Source organism: Xanthomonas prunicola (genome assembly GCF_002846205.1).
GTDB lineage: Bacteria > Pseudomonadota > Gammaproteobacteria > Xanthomonadales > Xanthomonadaceae > Xanthomonas > Xanthomonas prunicola.
The window spans coordinates 201,944-225,276 of the sequence record NZ_PHKV01000002.1; the positions used below are offsets into that span (position 1 = coordinate 201,944).

At 64.3% G+C, this 23,333-nt stretch carries 23 protein-coding genes, 1 other RNA gene and 1 riboswitch; of the genes, 4 read left to right on the forward strand and 20 right to left on the reverse strand.

The window, feature by feature from the left end; genetic code table 11:
• Positions 1-11: 11 nt before the first annotated feature.
• The 8 genes from XpruCFBP8353_RS07420 to XpruCFBP8353_RS07460 all read right to left on the reverse strand — a co-directional run bounded on the left by XpruCFBP8353_RS07420 (position 12) and on the right by XpruCFBP8353_RS07460 (position 7,982).
• Positions 12-104, reverse strand: coding sequence for a potassium-transporting ATPase subunit F (locus tag XpruCFBP8353_RS07420; protein ID WP_006452907.1), 93 nt, complete (start codon positions 102-104; stop codon positions 12-14).
• A 448-nt stretch (positions 105-552) separates the two neighbouring features.
• Complete coding sequence (gene xopI / locus XpruCFBP8353_RS07425) at positions 553-1,905, reverse strand: type III secretion system effector F-box protein XopI (RefSeq protein ID WP_101362664.1); 1,353 nt, start codon at positions 1,903-1,905, stop codon at positions 553-555.
• Positions 1,906-2,129: 224 nt separating this feature from the next.
• Positions 2,130-3,710, reverse strand: coding sequence for a CocE/NonD family hydrolase (locus XpruCFBP8353_RS07430; protein ID WP_101362665.1), 1,581 nt, complete (start codon positions 3,708-3,710; stop codon positions 2,130-2,132).
• A gap of 186 nt (positions 3,711-3,896) precedes the next feature.
• On the reverse strand, positions 3,897-4,871 hold the full coding sequence (gene thiL, locus XpruCFBP8353_RS07440) for a thiamine-phosphate kinase (protein ID WP_101362666.1): 975 nt from the start codon (positions 4,869-4,871) through the stop codon (positions 3,897-3,899).
• 109 nt (positions 4,872-4,980) lie between these two features.
• Positions 4,981-5,469: a transcription antitermination factor NusB gene (gene nusB, locus XpruCFBP8353_RS07445; protein ID WP_101362667.1), complete on the reverse strand. Its 489-nt coding sequence runs from the start codon at positions 5,467-5,469 to the stop codon at positions 4,981-4,983.
• Positions 5,466-5,930 (reverse strand): 6,7-dimethyl-8-ribityllumazine synthase, encoded by a 465-nt coding sequence (gene ribH, locus XpruCFBP8353_RS07450; RefSeq protein WP_003490334.1) that lies wholly within the window; start codon positions 5,928-5,930, stop codon positions 5,466-5,468. Before ribH ends, nusB begins: the two co-directional genes overlap by 4 nt.
• A gap of 313 nt (positions 5,931-6,243) precedes the next feature.
• Positions 6,244-7,383, reverse strand: coding sequence for a 3,4-dihydroxy-2-butanone-4-phosphate synthase (gene ribB, locus XpruCFBP8353_RS07455; RefSeq protein WP_101362668.1), 1,140 nt, complete (start codon positions 7,381-7,383; stop codon positions 6,244-6,246).
• Positions 7,380-7,982, reverse strand: a complete 603-nt coding sequence (locus XpruCFBP8353_RS07460) for a riboflavin synthase (protein WP_101362669.1) — start codon at positions 7,980-7,982, stop codon at positions 7,380-7,382. Before XpruCFBP8353_RS07460 ends, ribB begins: the two co-directional genes overlap by 4 nt.
• A gap of 168 nt (positions 7,983-8,150) precedes the next feature.
• Positions 8,151-8,326: riboswitch (FMN riboswitch) on the reverse strand.
• A gap of 219 nt (positions 8,327-8,545) precedes the next feature.
• Here XpruCFBP8353_RS07460 and XpruCFBP8353_RS07465 point away from each other — a divergent pair.
• A complete protein-coding gene (locus XpruCFBP8353_RS07465; RefSeq protein WP_101362670.1) occupies positions 8,546-9,169 on the forward strand; it encodes an outer membrane beta-barrel protein in 624 nt (207 codons plus the stop codon).
• Positions 9,170-9,502: 333 nt separating this feature from the next.
• On the opposite strand, the gene XpruCFBP8353_RS24235 is transcribed toward XpruCFBP8353_RS07465, so the two are convergent.
• From XpruCFBP8353_RS24235 to XpruCFBP8353_RS07505, 8 genes are all read right to left on the reverse strand, one after another.
• A complete protein-coding gene (locus tag XpruCFBP8353_RS24235; RefSeq protein WP_243391064.1) occupies positions 9,503-9,790 on the reverse strand; it encodes a methyltransferase family protein in 288 nt (95 codons plus the stop codon).
• Between the two features lie 245 nt (positions 9,791-10,035).
• On the reverse strand, positions 10,036-10,428 hold the full coding sequence (locus XpruCFBP8353_RS07475; protein ID WP_243391065.1) for a hypothetical protein: 393 nt from the start codon (positions 10,426-10,428) through the stop codon (positions 10,036-10,038).
• Positions 10,429-10,660: 232 nt separating this feature from the next.
• On the reverse strand, positions 10,661-11,770 hold the full coding sequence (ribD, locus tag XpruCFBP8353_RS07480) for a bifunctional diaminohydroxyphosphoribosylaminopyrimidine deaminase/5-amino-6-(5-phosphoribosylamino)uracil reductase RibD (protein ID WP_101362672.1): 1,110 nt from the start codon (positions 11,768-11,770) through the stop codon (positions 10,661-10,663).
• Positions 11,767-12,252 carry a GNAT family N-acetyltransferase gene (locus tag XpruCFBP8353_RS07485; protein WP_101362673.1) on the reverse strand — a complete coding sequence of 162 codons (486 nt, stop codon included), beginning with the start codon at positions 12,250-12,252 and terminating at the stop codon, positions 11,767-11,769. Before XpruCFBP8353_RS07485 ends, ribD begins: the two co-directional genes overlap by 4 nt.
• Positions 12,249-12,773, reverse strand: coding sequence for a transcriptional regulator NrdR (gene nrdR, locus XpruCFBP8353_RS07490; protein ID WP_003490311.1), 525 nt, complete (start codon positions 12,771-12,773; stop codon positions 12,249-12,251). Before nrdR ends, XpruCFBP8353_RS07485 begins: the two co-directional genes overlap by 4 nt.
• Entirely contained in the window at positions 12,773-13,288 is a 516-nt protein-coding gene (locus XpruCFBP8353_RS07495) for a hypothetical protein (protein WP_101362674.1), read from the reverse strand. The genes nrdR and XpruCFBP8353_RS07495 overlap by 1 nt, the downstream gene beginning before the upstream one ends.
• Before the next feature lie 13 nt (positions 13,289-13,301).
• Positions 13,302-14,555: a serine hydroxymethyltransferase gene (gene glyA, locus XpruCFBP8353_RS07500; RefSeq protein WP_101362675.1), complete on the reverse strand. Its 1,254-nt coding sequence runs from the start codon at positions 14,553-14,555 to the stop codon at positions 13,302-13,304.
• A 199-nt stretch (positions 14,556-14,754) separates the two neighbouring features.
• Positions 14,755-15,240 (reverse strand): RcnB family protein, encoded by a 486-nt coding sequence (locus tag XpruCFBP8353_RS07505; RefSeq protein WP_101362676.1) that lies wholly within the window; start codon positions 15,238-15,240, stop codon positions 14,755-14,757.
• 224 nt (positions 15,241-15,464) lie between these two features.
• Between XpruCFBP8353_RS07505 and ettA the strand changes: the two genes are divergently transcribed.
• Entirely contained in the window at positions 15,465-17,126 is a 1,662-nt protein-coding gene (ettA, locus tag XpruCFBP8353_RS07510; protein WP_010367724.1) for an energy-dependent translational throttle protein EttA, read from the forward strand.
• Between the two features lie 467 nt (positions 17,127-17,593).
• Here the strand turns inward: ettA and def are convergent, their stop codons facing one another.
• The 3 genes from def to arsC form a co-directional block, all read right to left on the reverse strand.
• Positions 17,594-18,109, reverse strand: coding sequence for a peptide deformylase (def, locus tag XpruCFBP8353_RS07515; protein ID WP_101362677.1), 516 nt, complete (start codon positions 18,107-18,109; stop codon positions 17,594-17,596).
• Positions 18,110-18,147: 38 nt separating this feature from the next.
• Positions 18,148-18,224, reverse strand: a non-coding RNA gene (locus XpruCFBP8353_RS07520) — sX9 sRNA.
• A gap of 211 nt (positions 18,225-18,435) precedes the next feature.
• Positions 18,436-18,858: an arsenate reductase (glutaredoxin) gene (gene arsC, locus XpruCFBP8353_RS07525; RefSeq protein ID WP_101362678.1), complete on the reverse strand. Its 423-nt coding sequence runs from the start codon at positions 18,856-18,858 to the stop codon at positions 18,436-18,438.
• Positions 18,859-19,445: 587 nt separating this feature from the next.
• On the opposite strand from arsC, the gene XpruCFBP8353_RS07530 reads away from it, so the two are divergent.
• Together XpruCFBP8353_RS07530 and XpruCFBP8353_RS07535 are read left to right on the forward strand one after the other, a co-directional pair.
• Positions 19,446-19,871: a post-PEP-CTERM-1 domain-containing protein gene (locus XpruCFBP8353_RS07530; RefSeq protein ID WP_101362679.1), complete on the forward strand. Its 426-nt coding sequence runs from the start codon at positions 19,446-19,448 to the stop codon at positions 19,869-19,871.
• The gene (locus tag XpruCFBP8353_RS07535) at positions 19,864-21,519 is read left to right on the forward strand and encodes a PA domain-containing protein (protein ID WP_101362680.1); all 1,656 of its coding nucleotides are present in this window, start codon (positions 19,864-19,866) and stop codon (positions 21,517-21,519) included. Before XpruCFBP8353_RS07530 ends, XpruCFBP8353_RS07535 begins: the two co-directional genes overlap by 8 nt.
• A gap of 306 nt (positions 21,520-21,825) precedes the next feature.
• On the opposite strand, the gene pncB is transcribed toward XpruCFBP8353_RS07535, so the two are convergent.
• On the reverse strand, positions 21,826-23,004 hold the full coding sequence (pncB, locus tag XpruCFBP8353_RS07540) for a nicotinate phosphoribosyltransferase (protein ID WP_101362681.1): 1,179 nt from the start codon (positions 23,002-23,004) through the stop codon (positions 21,826-21,828).
• Positions 23,005-23,333: the final 329 nt, after the last annotated feature.

A 23,333-nucleotide genomic window follows, 5' to 3' on the forward strand; every position in this document is an offset into this window, starting at 1 on the left:
GCGCACTCGGATCAGAAGTCTTCGGGCCGCAGCACCACGTACAGCAGGTACGCAGCGGCAACGAGTACGGCCACGCCGCACAACAGGGACAACCAGGCAGGCATGTCAGCTACTCCCCGAGACGTGCGCACGATGGCGCGATGGATGCGATGCGTCGCGGCGTAGGCAGCACGTGCGTGCCAACATGACAAAGCGCTGCCGCACCGGGCGCACAGCGCCGATGGAGCAGACAAGGGAAGGAATGCATCGGGATCGTCCACGGCGGAACCGCTCCGCCAACCTGCGCAGTCTCTGCCTGGGCTGCGTAAAGTCGCTATGGATCTGCCGCCGGCGCGACGTAAAGTCCGCATAAAATGCGCAGGCCAGCCCTGCGCCTCGACCAGATGGCCCGCCGCGCGTTCCGACGGTTGGCTTCCCTGGCTGCGCTGGCTGGCGGCACGCAGATGGCAGCGACGCTGCGAAGTTCCATCTGCTCAAGAGTCGCGCCGGAAAGGGGGGGCTCCAGGCATGCGCGTCCGCTGTGTGACCAGACCACACGCAATCAAACAGTGCTCACATGTCCATATACCTGCGCGACACAGTCGCAAGCATCATGCTGGCCGTGGCGATCGCGTCATCGCATCTGGCGATGAGTTCAGCGGCCTGGTTCGGGATCGCAGCAGCCTGCGCACGGACGGCGGCAATGACCGGTATCTGCTCGCTCGGGAAGAGGCTCACTGCCGCTGCAAGCACATCCAGGCTGCACAGATAACGCACCGCGGCAGGCTGGTGCGGCAACGCCCCAGCCAACCGCCTCAGCACCGCAGCGCCACTCTCTGTGCTGTCCAATGCGTGCACGGCCCGCGTCAATTCCCTGAAGGCAGCCTGGCGCAATCCCGGATTGGGCAGTCTGTTCAACAAGGCCACCAAGTGGATCAAGGCTTCGGCTCCATCGCCGGAACGCGCGAGGCGCTCAGCAAGCTGCGCATACGCTTGCTGGAATCGATGGATCGGCTCCAATCCGACAAGATGCAGGCGTAAGGTCACCTCCGCCAGCAGGCGGGGGCCGGTCTGGAGCGCGGCAGCCTCGGTTATCGCTAGGTTGACTGCCTCCTCGGGCAGTTGCCTGATCGCCGATGCCAGCAAATTAAACGGAAGCGCTCCGCCGATGCCTCCGGCAGCGCCACCCTGGGCCGGAGCCACAGCGCCTTGCGCCCCTGGTTCACCATCACCTTGCACGCCCCCTGCATCAGCCTCTGCTACTGCCCCCATATGGCCAACGTGCGCTGCTCCGGCAGCAGCCTGCAGCGCTTGCCGGCGCGTGGCAATCAAACTGGGCAAGATTGCATGGAAGGCGAGCGCGCGCAGGTCCTCGGGCAAGCATCCCAGGTCATCCGTCAAGCGCGCCACCACGCGAAATGCCATATTCCCAGAATAGCGGGTGGCGTGATTCAACAGCGCGGTAAACGCCTCAAATCGCTGCGCCTGCGGCAATGATGGAATCCGCGCCGCAAGCCTTCCGTATCCGCGCAATATCTGCTCGCTGCGATCCTCATCGTCCGGGTAGGGGAAATGCGTCACTTCGTCCAGGGCGACACGCATGCTTTCTGCACTATGGACGTCCCCGAACTCCAAGCTCGGGTCATAGCGCGGCCGCGCGGTCAGGAACGCTCGCACATCCCTGGTGTCTTCCGCCATCTGCCGCGAGACGCTACTCAGACGCACGAGGCTGCGCGGTCCACACCGCTGCACAATCTCGCGGCGTAGATCATTCGGCAGCGCAGACAGTCCATCGAAGGTCTCGGCACGCCGGGCTGGCACTGTGCCTGGATCGAGGACTGCTTGGCTCGCCGAAGCCTGTGACGTCTCCTGCGTTTGGCTGGTTGACGCCACAGCGTGCGGCAGACCGGTTCGGTTGATCGGCATCGGGGGTCTCCTGCGGTGTGCCGCAGCAGCGGCATCGAGTTAGGTTTCGTGCGTACTTTCCCGAAAGCGATCTCGTGTCCGCGCGCACGGCCAGAAATCGCGTTCGCCTGCGCGAACGCGACGTGACCGGTGCAGATGCGGGTTCGGCGGATGGCACGCCACCCGCCGCTGTTCGCTAGTACCGCGGCGGACGATCTGGGACGATGCAGATACGGCGTGCTGCCCTACCGCAGCGGCACGTTCAACACGGAGGGCGCTGCCACTGGCGAGGTGAATGTCACGGTGCCACCGCCATCGCTGGCATCGGTGTAGCGCGCATCGCGGGTGTCGATCACCAGTACCAGCCGCTGCCCTGCCGGAATCTCGGTTGCTGCCGCCTGCAGCGGCCAGTCCAGGGTGACCGCGCGTCCGGGTGTGGCATTGCGCAGCGAGTACGGCGCGTGCGTGATCAGTTGCGCCACGCCCAAGCTATCCATGCGGTACAGATACGCAAACAGACTCACCTTCGATTGACTGGGCACCACGGTCACGCGCAGCGACGGGCTACCGGCCAGGCGCCGCGCACTGCTCGATGGCGCGCCGACCCAGACTGCGGCGCCGGCGCGATTGACCAGCGGAATGGAGGTGCTCACCGGCACGCCGATGCCCTGCAGCAATCCGCTGACCAGCACCACGCCGGAATCGGCCAGGGTCGGCACGTCGGTGGCGATGCGCGACTGCCACCCGCTCGACGTTGCGCCGGTCAATCCACCGGTCGGGCTCAGCGCGCCTACTGGTGCGGACAGGCCAAGCTGCGTGTTGGCCTGTTGTACCGATGCCCAGTCCGGATAGTCCAACCATTGCCCCGCACGTGGCGATAGCCGCACCGGCGCTTCTGCATCCACTCCATTGGGTGATTGCTTGAGATGGCGGTCGAACCAGCGCGTGGTCGCGGTATAAATCTCGTTGGGTAACCCCAGCGCGCCGGGCAGCTCCGCGGTGGCGTGATCGCCCTGGCTCAGCAGCAGTTGTTTCGGGCCACGTAACTGGTTGAAGAACGCGATGGTCTGGTTCGGCGGGAACAAGCCATCGTTGAACGCATTGCCCAGCAACACGGCGGTACCGCGCGCGTTGAGCGCGGCCACATCGGTGGCAGGGCTGCGCGACGCGGCTTGCGGCAGGAAGCCCTGCACCGCGCCGTCGTAATCGCCTTGCGCCACGCGTGCGCCGATCTGCGTCAGATCCGGGCCGGCCCGCCCGGTCAATGCACCGGCGCCCACCAACAGCCCGACGCCCTGCTGGCTGACCGTGCGATTGGAATACAGCGATGCCTCCAGATCGGCCCAACCGCTGAGCGCGGCCACCGCCTTGATGCGCGGGTCGCGCTCGGCCGCCAGCAGGCTGATGCCCGCACCGTACGAAATGCCCGAGGCACCGATCGCATTCGGATTGGCCGGCGTGTGCGCCAACGCCCAGTCGATCACCGCGCTGACGTCTTCCACCGTGTCTGGCCCGGCGATATCGATCTGCCCGGCCGAATCCCAGAACCCGCGCGAGGTATAGCTGACCACCACGTAGCCGTCGCTGGCCAGCTCAGTCGCACGGCCCAGATATTCCAGATTCGGCAACGCCCAACTGGCCGGCATCACAATCAGCGGAAATGGCCCGGCCCCCTGCCCCTGCGGCACCAGCACCAGTGCGCCCATCTGCGCACCGTCCCAGCCGGGGATGCGTTCATAGGTCTTGCTGAAGGCGCCCGCCACCGCCGACGCCGATGCCATCAACAACGCCAGTGCGGCGATGCTCCCGATCCAACGTTTGCTCATGCTGCTGTCTCCCATGCAAAGCCAGGCCGGGGTGGCCCAGCGGCAACTGCCATGCATCCGTTGTTCGGGGGAGAACGCTGCGAACGTACCAGACGGTACGGTATGGCTCAAGAGCCGGGATTCGGGATTCGGGAATGCCAGAACCGTCGAGACTCGATGCTCTAGGGATTCCTGAGCGCGAGCGACTCAGCCAACGAAGTGCTGGTAGCCGCGCTGCGGCGGTTGCCAGGGGTTGCCGTCGGCGTCGTGCACCACCACGCCGGGCGTGGCGACGATCTGGCCGATGCGCGTTGCGGCCAGCTGCGCAAATTCCATTGCCTGCACCACGGCATCGCGATGCTGCGGCGCGGCGGTGAAGCACAGCTCGTAGTCGTCGCCACCGCCGAGTTGCCAGCCAAGGCACTGCAACGCACTGATCCCGGCACTGCGCGGCATCGCCGGCAATGCGGCAAGCGCCAGTTGCGCGCCCACGCCGCTGCGCTCGCACAGATGCCCCAGATCGGCCAACAGCCCGTCGGAGATGTCCACGCAGGCGTGCGCAAGCCCGCGCAAACGCAGCCCGGCCTGTACGCGTGGTTGCGGACGCAGCAAGCGGCGACGCCACTGCTCGTGCAACGGGTCGGCCGCCGCGCAGGTCACATCCAGCTGGCCGGCCTGCCACAGCACCAACGCGGCGGCAGCCTCACCTGGCGCACCGGTGACCCACACGTCATCGCCAACGCGCGCGCCGTCGCGCCGCAACGCTGCACCCGGCGGCACGCTACCGATTGCCGTCACCGCGCACGAGAGCGGCCCGCGCGTGGTGTCGCCACCGACCAGCACAATGTCGTGTGCATCGGCCAGCGCGAAGAAGCCGTCGGCGAATCCATCCACCCACGCCGCATCGTCGTGCGGCAGCGACAACGACAAGGTGCACCAACGCGGTTGCGCGCCCATGGCTGCCAGATCGGAGAGATTGACTGCCAGCGTCTTCCAGCCCAGATCGTCGGCGCGCGTCTCGTGCGGAAAATGCACGCCGGCATTGAGCGTATCGGCGGTGATCGCCAACTGCTCACCGGCCGGCGGCTGCAGCAACGCCGCATCGTCGCCAATGCCCAACGGCACATCGGCACGCGCCGCGATGCGCGCGCGCAAGCGGGCAATTAGATCGAATTCGGGCATGTGGGCGGGAATCGGGAGAAGGGAATCGGGAATCGCAAAAGCGCTCAGGAGATATCGGAGATGGTGCTCTTACGATTCCCCATTCCCGACTCTCCAATCCCGCGGCGCCTCAGGCGCCGCTAGCGCCGCTGGCGCCCGACTCGACCTTGCGCCACTCCACCGCAGCGCGATCCAGCACGCCGTTGACATAGGTGTGCCCGTGTTCGGAGCCGAAGCGCTTGGCGGTTTCGATCGCTTCGTTGATCACCACGCGGTACGGCACGTCCTGGCGGTACAGCAATTCATAGGCGGCCAAACGCAGCACTGCGCGTTCGATCGCATCGACCTCTTCCACGCCGCGATCCAGATACGGCGTCAACGCGGTATCCAGTTCGGCGCGATGGGTGAGCACGCCTTCCACCAGACTTTCGAAGTACGCCAGGTCGGCCACTTCGTGCGCCTGCTCGTGAGCGAACTGGCCGATCACCTGCTTGGCAAAGCCGCCCGAGATCTGCCAGGCATACACCGCCTGCAAGGCACGCCGACGTGCGCGCGAACGCAGCACCGGGTCGATGCCGTCGCGACGGCCGTGGCGCGGGTGCCCACCGGGCTTGCTCATGGCAACAACTCCATCAAATTCACCAGTTCCAGCGCGGCAAGCGCGCATTCCTCGCCCTTATTGCCATGGCTGCCACCGGCACGTGCTTCGGCATCTTCCACGCGTTCGACCGCCAGCACGCCGTTGAGCACCGGCACGCCGGTCTGCAGCTGCACGCTCATCAAGCCTTCGGCGCACAGGTCGGCCACGTGTTCGTAATGGCGGGTATCGCCACGGATCACGCAGCCCAGCGCAATGATCGCGCCGTGCTGGCCGGACTGCGCCACCCGGTTGGCGGCGATCGGAATTTCCCAGGCGCCGGGCACACGGATCACGTCGATGGCGTCCTCGCCGATGCCGTTGCCGGCCAGGCTCTGGCGCGCGCCGGCAACCAGCACGTCGGTGATACGGGCATTCCAGCGGCTGGCGATGATCGCAAAGCGCGCGGTGGTGGGGCGAAGATCGCCTTCGTAGTGGGTCATGCGGGTCGGCAACTCGAGGGGGCAGGAAGTTTAACAGCTGCCGGGGCCAGGCCCGGCCGACGCGTGCACGCCGGGTCCACCAAAGCAGACCCGGCCATGCGCTTGAACGCCAACGTGCAAGAGCGTCAGTCCACTGCACCACCAGCGGACACCGCCTGCGCCTGGAACCGGTGGTCTCGGTCCGGCTATTGCGGTTGCGGCACGTAAGCCGCAACCGCAGACGGCTGCGCGCGATCAGCCACGCGTCAGCACCGGCACCGGGGCACAACCATCGGCACGGGGCAGGTGACTGCGGTAACGGCTCACAGCCATTTCAGGGCACGGCAGACGGCGGCACCGAACGCATGCCTTCGCCGGCGTGGCATTCCAGATACTCCACCACCTCCAGCCCGAACCCGGCCAACCCCACCTGACGCCGCGGGGTCCCCAGCACGCGCAGCTTGCCCAGGCCGAGTTCGGCCAGGATCTGCGCGCCGGCGCCATTCCGCCGCCACTGACTCACGTCCTTGGCGTTGGCGGCCGTCTCGGGCTGCTGACGCAGCCGTGCCAACAGCGATTCGCTGTCGCGCGGGGCCGACAGCACCACCATGACGCCCTGTCCTTCGGCGGCAATTGCACGCAAGGCATCGGTGGCCGCCACGCCGAAATCATCGCGCTGCCAGTGCAGCAAATCGGCCAGCGGATTTTCCACCTGCACACGCACCAGGGTGGGTGTGTGCGGATCGGCGCTGCCGCGCACCAATGCAAAATGCAGGTCGTGCGCGATGCGGTCGCGGTAGGTCACCAGCGTGAACGGGCCGAACTCGGTGGTGATATCGCGCTCGTCCACGCGCTCGACGGTGTGCTCGTTGGCCAGCCGATACGCGATCAGATCGGCGATCGAGCCCATCTTCAGCCCGTGCTCGCGCGCGAACACTTCCAACTGCGGGCGGCGCGCCATGCTGCCGTCCGGGTTGAGCACTTCCACCAGCACGCCGGCCGGTTCCAGCCCGGCCAGCATCGGCAGATCGCTGGCCGCTTCGGTGTGACCCGCACGGGTCAGCACGCCACCGGGCTGCGAAATCAGCGGGAAAATATGCCCCGGCTGGCTCAGATCCTGCGGTTTGGCATCCGGCCGCACCGCAGTGCGCACGGTATGCGCGCGGTCGTAAGCGGAAATGCCGGTGGTCACGCCTTCGGCCGCCTCGATGCTGACGGTGAAGTTGGTCTGGAACTGCGCGGTGTTGTTGCGCACCATCGGCGCAAGACCGAGCTGGGCACAGCGCTCGCGGGTCAACGACAGGCACACCAGCCCACGCGCGTGGGTCACCATGAAATTGATGTCCGACGGCTTGACCAACTCGGCGGCCATGATCAGATCGCCTTCGTTTTCGCGGTCTTCGTCGTCGACGATCACCACCATGCGGCCGGCACGCAACTCTTCGATCAGCTCGGGAACGGGCGCGAAATTCATGCCGCACCCCGCGTGCCGAGCAGGCGTTCGACATAGCGCGCCACCAGATCGATTTCTAGATTCACCGCCGCACCCACTGCCGTCTGCGCAAACGCGGTGTTGGTCACGGTATGCGGAATCAACGCAACCTCGAAACCGTCTTGATCTACTTCATTGACGGTGAGGCTGACGCCGTCCACACAGATCGAGCCCTTCTTGGCGACATAGCGCAACACCGACGGCGGTGCGGCAAACCGCCAACGCTGCGCACGCGCATCGTCGTGCACCGATTGCACCTGACCCAGGCCATCGACGTGGCCACTGACCAGATGCCCGCCGAGGCGATCGGTCGGGCGCATCGCACGTTCCAGATTGATCGCCGCGCCTTCGGACAAGGCGCCCAATGTGGTCAGCGACAGGGTTTCGGTGGAGGCATCGGCCTGGAAGCTAGCTGCATCGAACGCAATCACGGTCAGGCAGACACCGTTGACGGCAATGCTTTCGCCGAGCTGCACCGCCTCGAACGGCAAGTTGCCGACGGCAAAGGTAAACCGCACATCGCCGCCCTGCGGCTGGCGCGCCGCCAGACGGCCCACGCCTTCAATGATTCCGGTGAACATCAGTGCGCCCCCTTGTGCAGCAACGCTCGGGGTGGCTTGGCGCAGTGGAGGGTCGCGATGCAACGCGACAGGTGATGCAAAGACATAGTCGTTTCTCGCAGAAGTTGAGCGAAAAACGCCGCAAGGCAAAGCAAACAGGCGCGCGCGCAGCCGCAAGGGCTGCGCGTTGGCCGTCTTCTTTCATCCGGACTATACCGTCGGCTCCGGTATCGGACCGGATCTGCTGACCTTCGCGCGATGCCCGGCACCTGCAGTGCCAACCATCACGACGAAGCGCTCGCGGGCTCACATGCGTACGCATGCCTACCGCCGGTGGGGAATCGCACCCCGCCCTGAAGACGTTCGTAAGTGCCGGCGAACCGGCCGATGAAGTTTAACAGCGCGTCCAGGCGCCATGGCTGAGCGTTAGCTAAGGCTGACAGGACGCTGTGTCGTGTCGGGAAATTCCCCATAGCAATCCGTGTGAAATATCTGTTAAATTTCGCGCCGCGACGGGAGACGTCGTTCTTTTCCACCTCGCAACGGGGCGGAGACACGGACATCAATTCGGAGAGAACCATCCAATGCGTAACACCCTGATTCTGGCCGCCCTGCTGGCTGCAGCACCGGTTGCCGCCTCTGCTGAAGGTCTGAGCTACAACTACGTCGAAGGCGGTTGGAACCGTACCGACTTCAACGTCAATGACGACAACGAGGGCATCAACGGCGGCTATCTGCGCGGTTCCTGGCAGATCGCCCAACCGGTCTATGTCTTCGCCGGCTACCAGCGCGCCACCAAGGACTACAACCTCGGCAGCGGCTTCACGATCGACGGCACCCTGACGCAGGCCAACGTGGGCATCGGCTACCGCCAGGAAATGACCGAGCGCGTGGAGTTCATCGCCGACATCAGCGCGCTGCGCACCAAGGTCGATGCAGACCTGCGCCAGCGCGGCCGTTCGCTGGGCAGCAGCTCCGACTCCACTACCCTGGGTTGGGCCAATCTGGGCCTGCGCGGCAAGCCCTCGCCGCGTACCGAAGCATGGGTCAAGGCCGGCTACATCGACGGCAGCGACGTGGACAAGGGCGAGTTCGTTGGCACCCTGGGTGGCCAGGTGAACTTCACCCAGACCTGGGGCCTGGTTGGCGAAGCCCAATTCATCGACAACGCTAATCAGTACCGCGTCGGCGTGCGCGCGAGCTTCTGATCGGCACGCTGCAGCGACAAGAAAGGCTCCGCTTGCGGAGCCTTTTTTATGTCCGGCCACCGCTGGCGCGATCAGCCCGACCTGACCGCAAAACGCTTCAACCAGGCAACTGGGCACCGATACCCTACCGTCAGATCGAGACTCCGTTTGCGCACCGTTCGCAGCGTGGGCCATGCGCGCAGGCGAAACTCCACACATCAGGTCTGCGGCTGAAGCGCTCCACGACACTCCAGCGGCGGCCGCACCTGCCATGTCCAATGCCGACAGGAACACACGGCAAAATCGCAGGGCGCCAGGTCAAGCGCACCAGTGATCGACGTGCGTGACGCGGATTCAGAGCCAGCGACGCACCGCTGCGCTGTACAGCGCATAGTCGGCCTGGAAGCGTGCCGACAGCCAGCGTTCCTCGGGCAGTATCTGAAACACCGTGACGTAGCCGATAAACAGCGCCACTGCGAGCAGGCCAAGCGGCTGCCCGCGGCATATGACCCAGCCCAGCAATGCCAGGGCATAGCCCAGATACATCGGGTTACGCGAATACCGATACAGCCCGGATGTCACCAAGGCAGAGGATCGCTCCGGGTGCAGTGGATTGACCGTGGTACGCGCAGACCGAAACATGACTTTCGACCACGCATTGATCGCAAGGCCAAGCACGAGGCACGGCACACCAATGGAATGCAGACCCGCGAGGAAAAAGCCCCCGGCAATCGCCACACCACTGCTGCAAGCACCATCAGTAGAATGGGCGGTGGAAGCCGCGTTTCTAGAGCGTGCAACATCGCACGCACGCTTGCTGCCATTCGCGCCAAGCAACGTCCAGAAACCGGAGAACGCATTCGATCCTCCTACGACACCGCATCCTGCTATTGATTGATCGTGGTTTCGATGACATCGACGATCTCACGCACTGGGAGTGTGAAGACGCCAGCGTCGCCGTCTTCAAAGGCCGCACGCCATGTTGTGTAGCCCTCAAGATACTCCGGATTCGCCGGGGCATGTCCCACCAGCGTGGTCACGGAGCTTTCGAGTGTCGTTCTGGACACAGGAAAATGCGGCAACTCCGTCGAGACGGCATCGGGAGCACGCGCGTTCTTTACCCGCACGTCGCGGACGCTGATATGGAACACCTCGCCAATGTTCGGTTCGACCTCGATCCTGTTGATCAGCAGCGTCGAACCCGGCTCCTCGGCCCTGTTGCGGTACTCCCAGACCTGCCCTTCCGCAAACTGCCAGGCTTGTGCAGTGACCGTGGTCATAGTGAGAAATCCGATGCATGAAGAAAGGTGAGTTTCGTCCGAGCAGGCCTGAGAGCACATGTTGGTCGGCAGTGTGTTCAACCGTCGCCTGCATCGCTAGCCTCCTTCGGACCTGGCCTGTCCCAAGCAGGCCACGCATCCGGCAACGCTACCCCAACGCTTCAACGCTTGCAGAACACGTGCACTACAGGAAACAGCATCCTGCAACGTTATCCTGCGCCAGAGCCAGCATTCATTCGACGACCCCAGGCAGATAGCGCAGGCGCAAATCCTGGCCAAGCTGGCGCACATCGGCCAGATGCAGGGTGCGACGTTGCGCCATGGTGTCGATGCCAAGCCCGGCCAGTAGCGGTCTGGCGGTATCGCCCAGCAGCACCGGTGCCATGTAGACCAGCAGTTCGTCGACCAGGCCGGCGTGCAGTAGCGCGCCGCTCAGCGTTGCGCCGGCTTCTGCATGTACCTCGTTGATCCCGCGCTCGGCCAGCAGCGCCAGCACCGCTCCCGGATCGAAACGCCCTTCCCGCAATGGTATCCCGACGAACTCGGCATTCTGCAGCGATGGCGCTTGCACCGCATTGCCATGCAGGTAAAGCGTCGGCGCATCGCCCTGACGAATGTTCCCGCACTCCAAGGTGCGCAAGCGCGCATCCAGTACGACCCGCAACGGCAGCACGAAGGGCGTGTCATCGCCCAGCCGCACCGTCATCGACGGATCGTCGGCCAACACCGTGCCAGCACCGGTCAAAATCGCGCCGGCCCGCGCACGCCAGCGCTGTACGTCTGCACGTGCATCGGCACCGGTAATCCATTTAGATTCGCCGCTGGCCAACGCGGTGCGCCCGTCCAGACTGGCGCCGAGCTTGAGCCTTAGCCACGGCCGGCCGCGCTCCACGCGCGATAGAAATCCCTGATTGAGCGTGCGCGCCTGGGCGTGCATCACCCCGCTCAGCACCTCAATTCCAGCGTCGCGCAATAGCGCAAAACCACCGCCATTGACCTGCGGAAACGGGTCGGCCATCGCTGCGACCACACGCTTTACGCCTGCATCGATCAACGCCAACGCACACGGTGGCGTACGCCCGTAATGCGCGCATGGCTCCAAGGTCACATACGCAGTGCCGCCGCGCGCCAACTCACCGGCCGCACGCAGCGCGAACACTTCGGCATGCGGGCCACCCGCACGTTGATGAAAGCCTTCGCCCACGCACACGCCATCGCGCACGATCACGCAGCCCACCATCGGATTGGGACGGGTGGTGTAGGCGCCGCGCTCGGCCAAACGCAACGCCTGCGCCATCCAGCGGTGGTCGTCGGCACTCGCGGCCGCCGCGATCTCACTCATTGCGTGACTGCTCCCGGCGCGATGCACATCACCACGATTTGCATCGGGCCCAGCAAGAATTCGGTATGCATCTGCCACCCCAACCGCTGATAAAACGGCACCAATGCCAGCTGGCAATACAGGTACAGCAACGGCACGCCCAGGCACGCGGCGGCCTGCACGCAGTGCGCCACCAGCGCCTCGCCGATCCCCTGCCCGCGCGCCTGCGGCTGCACGTACAACGACGCCAACCAGGGCGACCATTGCCGAATGCGCGCGTCGTCGTTTTCGAGCAGGCTCACCGAGCCCAGCCACTGGGTCTGATCCAGCGCCACCCAGGTCGTCGGGATGACGCCATCGCGCGTATGGCTACGCAATTCGCTCAGCGCCTCATCGAAGTTCCATTCCGGCAGCAGCGTGCCGAAGGCCTGCAGATGCGCCTGTGCAATCGCAGGCAGATAATCCGGCGTTTCCGCCACGCAGGCGATGCGCATGGCGCTCACCGCTTGCCGGGTTTGCCGGCGCGTTCCAGTGCCGCTTCCAGCAACGGCAATTGTTCGCTGCCGACCGGCAGTTCGCGTTCGAGCTTTTCGATTTCTTCGCGAAAGTCGGCCACGTCCTGGAAGCTGCGATACACCGAGGCAAAGCGCACATAGCCCACATGATCGAGCTTGCGCAGCTCCACCATCACGTATTCGCCCACCCGCAGCGAGCCCACTTCGCGTTCGCCGGACATGCGCAGCTGATGCACTACCGCGCGGACCGCCGCTTCGATTTGTTCCTCGGCCACCGGCCGCTTCTGCAGCGCGCGGTCGAAACTGGTGCGCAGCTTGCGTGCATCGAACGCTTCGCGCCCACCATCGCTCTTCACCACGGTGGGCAACTTCAATTCGATCGTTTCCAGGGTACTGAAACGCTCGCCGCACGCCTCGCACTCACGGCGTCGACGAATCGTCGTGCCGTCTTCGGACACACGCGAATCGATCACACGGGTGTCGTTGTGCTGGCAGAAGGGGCAATGCATTAGGGGTGTCCTTCCAACATTCCGGGCTGCCAGGGAAACGCGAGCCGCCATTCCATCCCGGCTGCCATCGCATTCCAGGCAGCACCCAACCGTGTGAGCGGTACGAACAGGTCCTCTTCCGGCGCGATGCCTTCAAGCTCCGGTGGCATCACGCCACGCATGCTGCACGCCTGGGACAGCCCGTAATGGAACATGGCCGCGTCGAACTGCCCGGACCACAACTGCGATTGCAGTGCCTCGACCACAGACTCGGCCTGCCCGGCTTGCATCTGCAGCGCCGGATCTACATGCCGGTGCAGCTCCTTGCCGGCGAAGTCGATATCCGCTCCCTTGGCGACCAGGCCGATAAAGCCGTCGCTCAGGCCAAGCCGGCTTTCCACCCACAGATGGATAAGGTCATGCGGCAGGATGCCCTGCCGCGGCAGATCCACTGCGCAGCGCGAACCGTCGGTACGCACACAGGCAAGGCGGTCGTACTTCGACGTTGCGCCCAACCTGCGTGCGATCAACTCCATGAGGTTGCGACGCTCAGCCGTAGACCGGATAACGCTTGCACTGCGTGGTCACTGCGTCGCGTACCTTCGCCAGCACGGCTTCGTCGGTTGGGGCATCGAGCACGTCGGCGATCCAGTTGGCCAGATCGATACTGTCTTGCTCCTTGTAACCACGCGTGGTGATCGCCGGGGTGCCCAGGCGCAGGCCCGAGGTGACGAACGGCGATCGCGGATCGTTGGGTACCGCGTTCTTGTTGACAGTGATGTGCGCCTTGCCCAGCGCGGCTTCTGCATCCTTGCCGGAGACGTCACGGCCGATCATGTCCACCAGCATCAGATGGTTTTCGGTGCCCCCGGAGACGATCTTGTAACCGCGCGCGATCAGCGTGTTGGCCATCGCCTGAGCATTTTTGACCACTTGTTGCTGGTAGGTCTTGAACGCCGGCTCCAGCGCCTCCTTGAACGCGACCGCCTTGGCGGCGATCACGTGCATCAGCGGGCCGCCCTGGATGCCGGGGAACACGATCGACTGCAGCTTCTTCTGCAGCTCTTCGCTGGCACCCTTGGCGACGATGATGCCGCCGCGCGGGCCGCGCAGGGTCTTGTGCGTGGTCGAGGTGACCACGTGCGCATGCTCCAGCGGGCTGGGGTACACACCGGCGGCGACCAGGCCGGCCACGTGCGCCATGTCCACGAACAGATACGCACCGACGCTGTCGGCAATGGCGCGGAAGCGGGCCCAGTCGATCTTCTGCGAGTACGCCGAGAAACCGGCCACCACCATTTTCGGCTTGTGCTCGGTCGCCAGGCGCTGCACTTCGTCGTAATCGATCAGGCCCTGCTCGTTGACGCCGTACTGCACTGCGTTGAACAGCTTGCCGGAGACGTTGACCTTGGCGCCGTGGGTCAGGTGACCGCCGTGCGCCAGGCTCATGCCCAGAATGGTGTCGCCCGGCTGCAGCAGCGCCAGATACACCGCCTGATTGGCCTGCGAACCGCTGTGCGGCTGCACATTCGCGTAGTCGGCATCAAATACCTGCTTGATGCGCTCGATCGCAAGCTGTTCGGCAATATCGACGAACTCGCAGCCACCGTAGTAGCGCTTGCCCGGATAGCCTTCGGCGTACTTGTTGGTCAGCTGGCTGCCCTGGGCTTCCATCACCAGCGGGCTGCAGTAGTTCTCGCTGGCGATCAGCTCGACGTGATCCTCCTGGCGGCTGGCTTCAGCAGCGATGGCCTTGGCCAGTTCGGGGTCGTAGGTTTCCAGTCGGACATCGCGCGAGAACATTCGAAGCTCCGGGGCAGCTATTGCCAGTAGGGTCGCCGATTGTAAGCCCCTTGCCGCACGGGTGACCAATCGCGTAGCCGGCGTGGCATGTACGCCCGCATTGCGCGCATGAGAAAGGCGCACCCGAAGGTGCGCCTTTGTGTGATGACCGGCTTGGTTGCCCGGTAGCGGCCAGGTACGACCTGGCGGCAGTGCCGACTTAGTTGTTGAGCACCAGGTCGGCAATGATGCCGGTAGCGATGGCGACCAACAGCAGATTGCCGCGGTCGTCGCGCTGCCAGCGGTAGCCGTATGGCGGGCGACGCAGGTCGTAGCGGTCGTAATCGTTCACCACATAGACCGGCCCGTGATACCGCTGGCCACGGGCCCAGTACGGACGCGGCGGCGGGCCGGCGCGATAGTACGCAGGGCGGTCATACACATAGACCCGATTGCGGTCGTAACGACGGTCTTGATAACGGGCGTCGCGATAGCCCTCACGGTAGCCGTTGCTGTAGTAGCGACGGTCCTGACGCCACTCGCGGCGATCGTCACGGCCATCGTCGCGCCAGTCGCGGCGATGATCCCGGCCATGGTCGCGGCGATCGTGGTCGCGGTCCCAATCCCCGGCAAACGCAGCCGGTGCAAAGGCACCCAGCGCCAGGATGGAGGAAAGCACAACGGTAACGATGCGTTTGCGGTTCATGACAGTTCCTGTTCGCGGTGTCGTAATTTCATTAAGAGGCTGGCCGCCTTAATGCATTCTTGCTGGAATCGATTACGAAAAAGCCTATTCAGGTAGGAAGTAAGGTGCCGTTTAGCTGCTGACGTGCCGCCGCGGGCCAAGTCACTTGCCCGTATAATTGACGCAATCCCTTTTCCGCCGCCCCCGGCCTTGGCCGGCGGGCTGCCTGCGTCCCCGGAGCACCCATGTCGCAATACATTTACACCATGAACCGCGTCAGCAAGGTGGTCCCGCCCAAGCGGCAGATCATCAAGGACATCTCGCTGAGCTTCTTCCCAGGCGCCAAGATCGGCCTGCTGGGCCTGAACGGAGCGGGCAAGTCCACGGTGCTGAAGATCATGGCCGGTGTGGACACCGACTTCGAGGGCGAAGCCCGCCCGCAGGCCGGCATCAAGGTCGGCTACCTGGCACAGGAACCGCAGCTCAACCCCGAGCACACCGTGCGCGAAGCGGTGGAAGAAGGTGTGGGCGACGTACTGCAGGCCCAGGCCGCGCTGGATGCGGTGTATCTGGCCTATGCCGAAGAAGGCGCCGATTTCGACGCGCTGGCTAAAGAACAGGAACGCCTGGAAGCGATCCTGGCCGCCGGCGATGCACATACGCTGGAAAACCAGCTGGATGTGGCCGCCGATGCACTGCGCCTGCCGCCGTGGGAGGCGATTGTCGGCAAGCTCTCCGGTGGCGAAAAGCGTCGCGTCGCGCTGTGCCGCCTGCTGCTGCAGAAGCCGGACATGCTGCTGCTCGACGAACCGACCAACCACCTGGACGCCGAATCGGTGGAATGGCTGGAACAGTTCCTGGCGCGCTACACCGGCACCGTGGTGGCAGTCACGCATGATCGCTACTTCCTCGACAACGCTGCCGAGTGGATCCTGGAACTGGACCGCGGCCGCGGCATTCCGTGGAAGGGTAACTACACCGACTGGCTGACCCAGAAGGACGAGCGCCTCAAGCAGGAAGACAACCAGGAAAAGTCACGCCAGAAGGCGATCCAGAAGGAACTGGAATGGTCGCGGCAGAACGCCAAGGGTGGCCGCACCAAGGGCAAGGCGCGTCTGGCGCGCCTGGAAGAGCTGCAGTCGGTCGATTATCAGAAGCGCAACGAAACCAACGAGATCTTCATCCCGCCGGGCGAGCGCCTGGGTAACGCGGTGATGGAGTTCAAGAACGTGTCCAAGAAGTTCGGCGACCGTCTGTTGATCGACAACCTGTCGATGATCGTGCCGCCCGGCGCCATCGTCGGCATCATCGGCCCCAACGGTGCCGGTAAGTCGACGCTCTTCAAGATGATCACCGGCCAGGAAAAGCCGGACTCCGGCGAGATCGTGGTCGGCCCCACCGTGCAGCTGTCCTATGTGGACCAGAGCCGCGACGCGTTGGAAGGCAACCACAACGTCTTCCAGGAAATCGCTGGCGGCCTGGACATCCTCAACATCAACGGCATCGAGATCCAGTCGCGCGCCTACATCGGCCGCTTCAACTTCAAGGGCCAGGACCAGCAGAAAATGGTGGGTTCGCTGTCCGGTGGTGAGCGCGGTCGTCTGCACATGGCCAAGACCCTGCTGCAGGGCGGTAACGTGCTGCTGCTCGACGAACCGTCCAACGACCTGGACATCGAAACGCTGCGTGCGCTGGAAGATGCGTTGCTGGAATTCCCGGGCAACACCTTCGTGATTTCGCATGACCGCTGGTTCCTGGACCGTATCGCCACGCACATCCTCGCCTTCGAAGGCGACTCGCACGTGGAGTTCTTCCAGGGCAACTACCGCGAGTACGAAGAAGACAAGCGCCGCCGCATGGGCGATGACGCAGGTCCCAAGCGCCTGCGCTTCAAGGCGCTGAAGTAAGTAGTCGCAGTTAAAAAAAGGCGCCGAAAGGCGCCTTTTTTTTTATTTTGTAGTCGGCGACTGGGCGCCGGGCGATGGGCCTATCGTCCCGAGCGGCGCCTGTCTCGATGTATCTCGAGGCGAACCCGTAGCGAATGGTTCCTGCATGCGCACTCCCTGCGCACATGCCCGCTGCATGCCGGGAGGCGCGCTGGACATGCATTCGTCCAGCATCGACAGACGGTATATGCGCATCTAAATCATGGGATGTAACGCACTGCAGGTAAGCGCAATGATCCGGGGCATCAAGGGCGCAACACCCTCACCGCGCCACGAAATTTTCTACTGGCTTTCCTGAAGAACGAGGGGTACCGCGTCTCCTGTTTGCGGGCGCACGTAGCCGCCTTACAGGAATTGCTTCGCCAGGCGCAGAGAGAGCCGCAGGACATTGCAGCAGCCAGACTGCAATGTATGGCTCACGAGATGCATTACAGGTCGTACGACAACACGTCATCGAAACCGAATGTGTCGAAGTTTTCGATGCGCGAGGGATACAGGCGACCGACCAGGTGATCGTATTCGTGTTGCACCACCCGTGCGTGGAAGCCTTCGGCCTCATGCTCGATCGGGCTGCCATCGGGTGCAACGCCGCGGTAACGAATGTAGCGATAGCGTGGAATCACTGCGCGCAGGCCAGGGATCGACAGGCAGCCTTCCCAACCATTTTCCATCTCTTCCGATAGCGGTTCGATCTGTGCATTGGCCAGAGCCGTGCGCGGTACTGCGGGTGCTTCGGGATAGCGCTCGCTGGCTTCGAAACCGAACACCATCAATTGCAGATCCACCGCGATCTGCGGCGCTGCCAGACCGACGCCACGCGCAGCGTCCATGGTCTCGAACATATCGGAGACCAACGCGTGCAACTCGGCGCTGCCCAGGTTGGTGACCGGTGGCGCCACACGCAGCAAGCGTTTGTCGCCCATGCGGATAATTTCGCGAATCATGCCTGTGCTCCTGAAGATCGTGACATGGAGTTTAGAGTGGCTGACAACACGTAGCGAGCAATCGTCAGCCGGGTGTGAACGGCGCGCAGGAAAACTGCAGTTTAGCGTGGCAGATGCCGACACTCGCGCATGCCGACTCCGAGCAACGGCCGCATCGTTTGGCGGTGAGTACAGTCCGCCTCGTCAGCCGCTCTCAGAGCGTGTTGCGCATGCAGCAGCGCGTGTGCAGCAGCTCATGACTGTATGGATGGGCGCACTGCGTCCAATCGGCAACGTTGCAGCCAGCGTGACGACGCAAGGCCGGCTGCGCGCGCCAATTGAACATGTCAGCGGCGGATGCGTTGCCCGGTTTCGTCGAGCAAACGCTCGCCGTCTTCCTTGACGAAGCCGTGCGTGGCTGGCGGCAACAGGTCGAGTACCAATTCGGAAGGACGGCACAAGCGCGTGCCGAGCGGGGTCCGTACGAATGGGCGGTTGATCAGGATTGGGTGCGCGAGCATTGCGCTCAACAGTGCAGTGTCGTCCAGGGCGGGATCGTCAAGTCCCAGGTCCAGATATGGCGTGCCCTTCTGGCGGATGGCCTCGCGGACCGTGATGCCGGCAGCGGCGATAAGCGACTGCAGGGTCTCGCGGCTTGGTGGGTGCTGCAGGTAGTCGACGATCTGCGGTTCGACGCCGGTATGGCGAATCAGCGCAAGGGTGTTGCGGGACGTCCCGCAGCCGGGGTTGTGGTAGATGACGGCGTGCATGGTGGCCTGGTGCAGGGTTGGCGGATGTGTAAGGCGCCGCCGGCAACTGGTGTCTGGCGGCGCTGAGCGCGGCAAGTGTACGAGTGGCATCTCCGGATGCCGAGCGCTAACCGCCTACGCGCAGTCGCAGGTTGGATGACGACACCAGGGAAACCAGCGGGTGGGCACGCCACCGGAAGCTGCGCTCATGCCCTCATCCACTCCTTCGGGGCCTCTTCTCCCGGCGCGAGAGAAGGAGTGCGGCCGGTTACTGCCGGGACATCGGCCATCTGAAGAACTCGGCAGCTTGGCTGGGACAGCAACGCACGCACCCAGCGACGCACCGTGGCCGTGGCCGTGGCCGTGGCCGGAATCTGACGGGTTCCGGACGCCTCAGGAGTGCCGCGCCCAAGAAATCCCCAGTCCACGATCCCGTCAATGACTTTTTCAGGCCGCCATTTCGCATTCGTCGTCCAATGTGTCAAAAGATTGACACGAGTCACGGATTCATGATTCAGTCATGAACAGACTGAAATGGAAGGATTCTCCCGAGCGCCGGTGTCAGCACGGCGTTTTTTCTCCCTGTTGGACCCAAGGAAACCCCAACGATGATGAGCTTTCGCAAGCCCGGATGGATGCTGTCCGGTGTGTTGTGTGTCGTGTGCCTGCCGGCGATCGCCGCAGCGCAGGAGACAGCCACCAGCAGCTCCAAGGTCGGTATCGATCCCACCACCGGCAAGTTGCGCCCGCTGACCGACGCCGAGAGCGCGGCACTGGATCAGCAGGCCGCCGCGTCTAACTCCGCAGCCCGCAGCAGCGCCGCACGCACGTCGGTTCCGCAGACCGAAGCGGCCGCTCGCGCGACCGAGCGTCGCCTGCCCAACGGCACCGTGGCGCGCAAGCTGCCGGCCACCCAAATGAGTTCGTTGACGGCAACCCGCCAGGCCGACGGAAGCATCGTCATCGAACACAGCGAAGACGCCGATACCGCCCAACCCGCCCACGCCGAGCACGGAGCGCTGCCGCATGAATAAGCCCTTGTTGCTGTTGTCGCTGGCCGTGGCCGCCGCACTGGCACCGCTGCATGCAGCGGCGGCCAATGTCACGCTGATCAATGGCGATGCCGGCACCGTGGTCGGCCTGAACGATCCGACCGCTGCCGCGCCACTGGGCGGCAATCCGGGGCGCTCGATCGGTGAGCAACGCCGTATCGCGTACCAGTACGCCATGGACCTGTGGGGCGCGGTGCTGCAGAGCAATGTCGAGATCAAGGTGTATGCCTCGTTCGCACGACTGACCTGTACTGCCACCGGCGGCACGCTGGGCCAGGCCGGCCCGAACTGGATCGTCAACAATTTCCCCGGCGCCAAGCCCGATACGCTGTACCCGTCCGCGCTGGGCGATGCGATCGCCGGGCAGGATCTGGTGCCGGATCCGTCCGATCCGGCCGACGTGTTTTCGCAGTTCAATGGCGACCTGGGCAAGGACGATTGCCTGGCCGGTTCGGGTTGGTACCTGGGTCTGGACGGCAAGACGCCTGCAGGTCAGATCAACTTTCTCAACGTGGTGATGCACGAGATCGGCCACGGCCTGGGCGCCGCGGGCTTCCTCAACAAGACCACCGGCGTGCTGGGTTCGGGCAGCGGTTTGACCGACGTCTACACCTCGCAGGCCTACGACAACGTCCAGAACAAGCGCTTCGACGACCCGACCATGACCAACGCCCTGCGCGCCGAAGCAATGCGCACGCCCGGCCGCACGGTATGGGCTGGGACGCGCGTGAACCGCGAGGCGGCGTTGATTCTGGATCCGCGCACGCTGCTGCGTGTGACCGCACCGGCCAGCGCTGCGGGTAAGTTCGAAGTGGGCTTTGCCAGCTTCGGGCCACTGGCCACGGCGGCCAATTTCCCGGCACGCTCGGTGGTGACGGTCAACGATGGCGTGGCGGCTGCATCGGCCAGCGATGGCTGCGAAACTCCGTTCGTCAATGCGGCCGATGTCGCCGGCAAGGTCGCGCTGATCGACCGCGGCACCTGCGCGTTCGCGATCAAGGTGAAGAATGCCCAGCTCAACGGCGCAGTGGGCGTGATCGTCGCCAACAACGCGGCGGGTGTGCAGACGATGGGCAATGCGGCACCGCCGATCACCGACATCACCATCCCCGCGATCATGGTCTCGCAGGCCGATGGCGCGCGCCTGAAGACTGCCTCCGTGGTCGCGGCGCTGTACGAAGATCCGGAGTTGCTGCAGGGCACCGACAGCGCAGGCCGCACGCGTCTGTATTCGCCCAGCGTGGTGGCCGGCGGCTCGACGTTCTCGCATTTCGATACCGATCTGCAGCCGAATGCATTGATGGAACCGTTCGACACACCGGAAGTGCAGGCGCACGTCAACGTCGACCTGACCCCGGCGCTGTTTGCCGATATCGGATGGACCTTGAACAGCGGGCCGGCCAAGTTGGGCAGCTGCAGCACGCAGGTGCCGACGGTGGAGACTGGCGGCCTGATTCCGGGAGCAAACATCTCCGCCGAAAGCAGCCTGTGCAAGACGCAGAACGTCGGCAACCGTCTGGGTTACCTGACCTGTATGGACGAGCACGTGCGCCAATTGCAGAGCCAGGGCGTGATCAGCCGCACGCAACAGGCCGCGGTCTTCGTTTGTGCCACCAAGGTGCGCCCATAGTGATGTGTGGGATTGTGTGATGCGAACGGCGCCGAAAGGCGCCGTTCGTTTATTCGCACTCGTGCTGGTCAGCGCAGGCCAGTGCATCGATGCGGCGCTGCAACGACACCGAAGGCGCAACCAGTCAGCGCGCCGGCGCCATGCATAGGCAGCCCGCTGACTCTTGGACTGCTGGACAGAACGGTTGCGCGCGATCACCGCGATGCGGTGGATGTGCCAGCAATCAGTTCCCAGGCTAGGTGTCTGGATTTTCGGCAGTGCATGCCAACCTGCGTCACTCAGGCCGTGCGTGGTGACGCCGGCCGGCTAAGCCTCTGCCATGGTCGGCAGCCCGAACACGTCGCGCAGATAGCGCAGATATCCGATGTCGTCGCACATGCTCTTGCCGGGCGAATCGCTGAGCTTGGCCACCGGCTGGCCATTGCAGCGAACCATCTTGATGACGATCTGCAGCGGCGTCGGCCCCAGATCGTTGGTCAGACTAGTGCCCACGCCGAAGGCGAGCCGGCAGCGGGCATGGAAATGCGCGTACAGACGCATCACCTTGTCGATATTGAGGCCGTCGCTGAACACCAGCACCTTGGCGCGTGGATCGATGCGGTGCGCTTCCAGATGCGCGATGACGCGCTCGCCCCATTCGAACGGGTCGCCCGAATCGTGGCGCATGCCATCGAACAACTTGCAGAAATACAGATCGAAATCACGCAGGAACGCATCCAGCCCGACCACATCCGACAACGCGATGCCCAGATCGCCACGGTATTCGCGCGCCCACGACTCCAGCGCGGCCACCTGCGAATCGCGCAATCGCGGTCCCAGCGCCTGGAATGCCTGCAGATACTCGTGCGCCATCGTGCCCAGCGGGGTCAGCCCGTACTGCATGGCGAAATACACGTTGCTGGTGCCAACGAACTGCTCGCCCAGGCCATCGCGCAGCAGCGGCAGCAACTCACCATGCCACTGCCGCGAGTAACGCCGGCGCGTGCCGTAATCGGCAATCTTGCAGCCGGCCGGCATGCTGCGCAGGCTGCTCACCTTCTCGCGCAAACGGCTGCGGCCTTCCTCGAAATCCGGCTCGGAGGTATTGCGGAACCAGACCTCGTTGATGATCGCCAACAGCGGCACCTCGAACAGGATGGTGTGCAGCCACGGCCCGCGGATGGTCAGCTCGATCTCGCCCGGGTGGGTCGCCGATGCGGCCAGGCTCAGATACTTGCGATCCAGATGGAACAAGGCGAGGAAGTCGGCGAAGTCCGGCTTGATGAAACGCAGGCTGCGCAGGTAATCCACCTCATCTTCGCGCAGCCGCAACCGACACAGCGCATCGATCTCGCGCGAGATCTCGTCAATGAACTGGGCCAGGTCCACACCGGGAGTGCGGCATTTGAAACGGTAATCCACCTGCGCCGCAGGGTGCTGGTGCAGCACCGCCTGCATCATGGTGAATTTGTACAGATCGGTGTCGAGCAGCGAATGGATGATCATGGCGCCGGATTATGCCCGCTGCAGCGATGCCGGCGTGTGCACCGGTCAAGACCCGAGTGACCGCGCCGTGCCCCGGACCTGCGTCCGAGGCGCGTGCCTGGGCTCGCCGAGGCGCTAGTTAGTCGCAACTCGTCCTGAGTCGTGCATTCATCAGCGGAAGGTCCGCGTCGCAATCACCAATGCGCGGCCGCCGCGGCCGCCTGACGCGCTGCGAACCTGCGCAACACGCTCGTGTCGTAGCGATCCACAGCGGCTGACAACCGCAACGAGCAGTCGTCAGCCGGGTCTCCGTGGCTCGCAGGAACCGTCGCATGCGAGCGCTGCCTGTC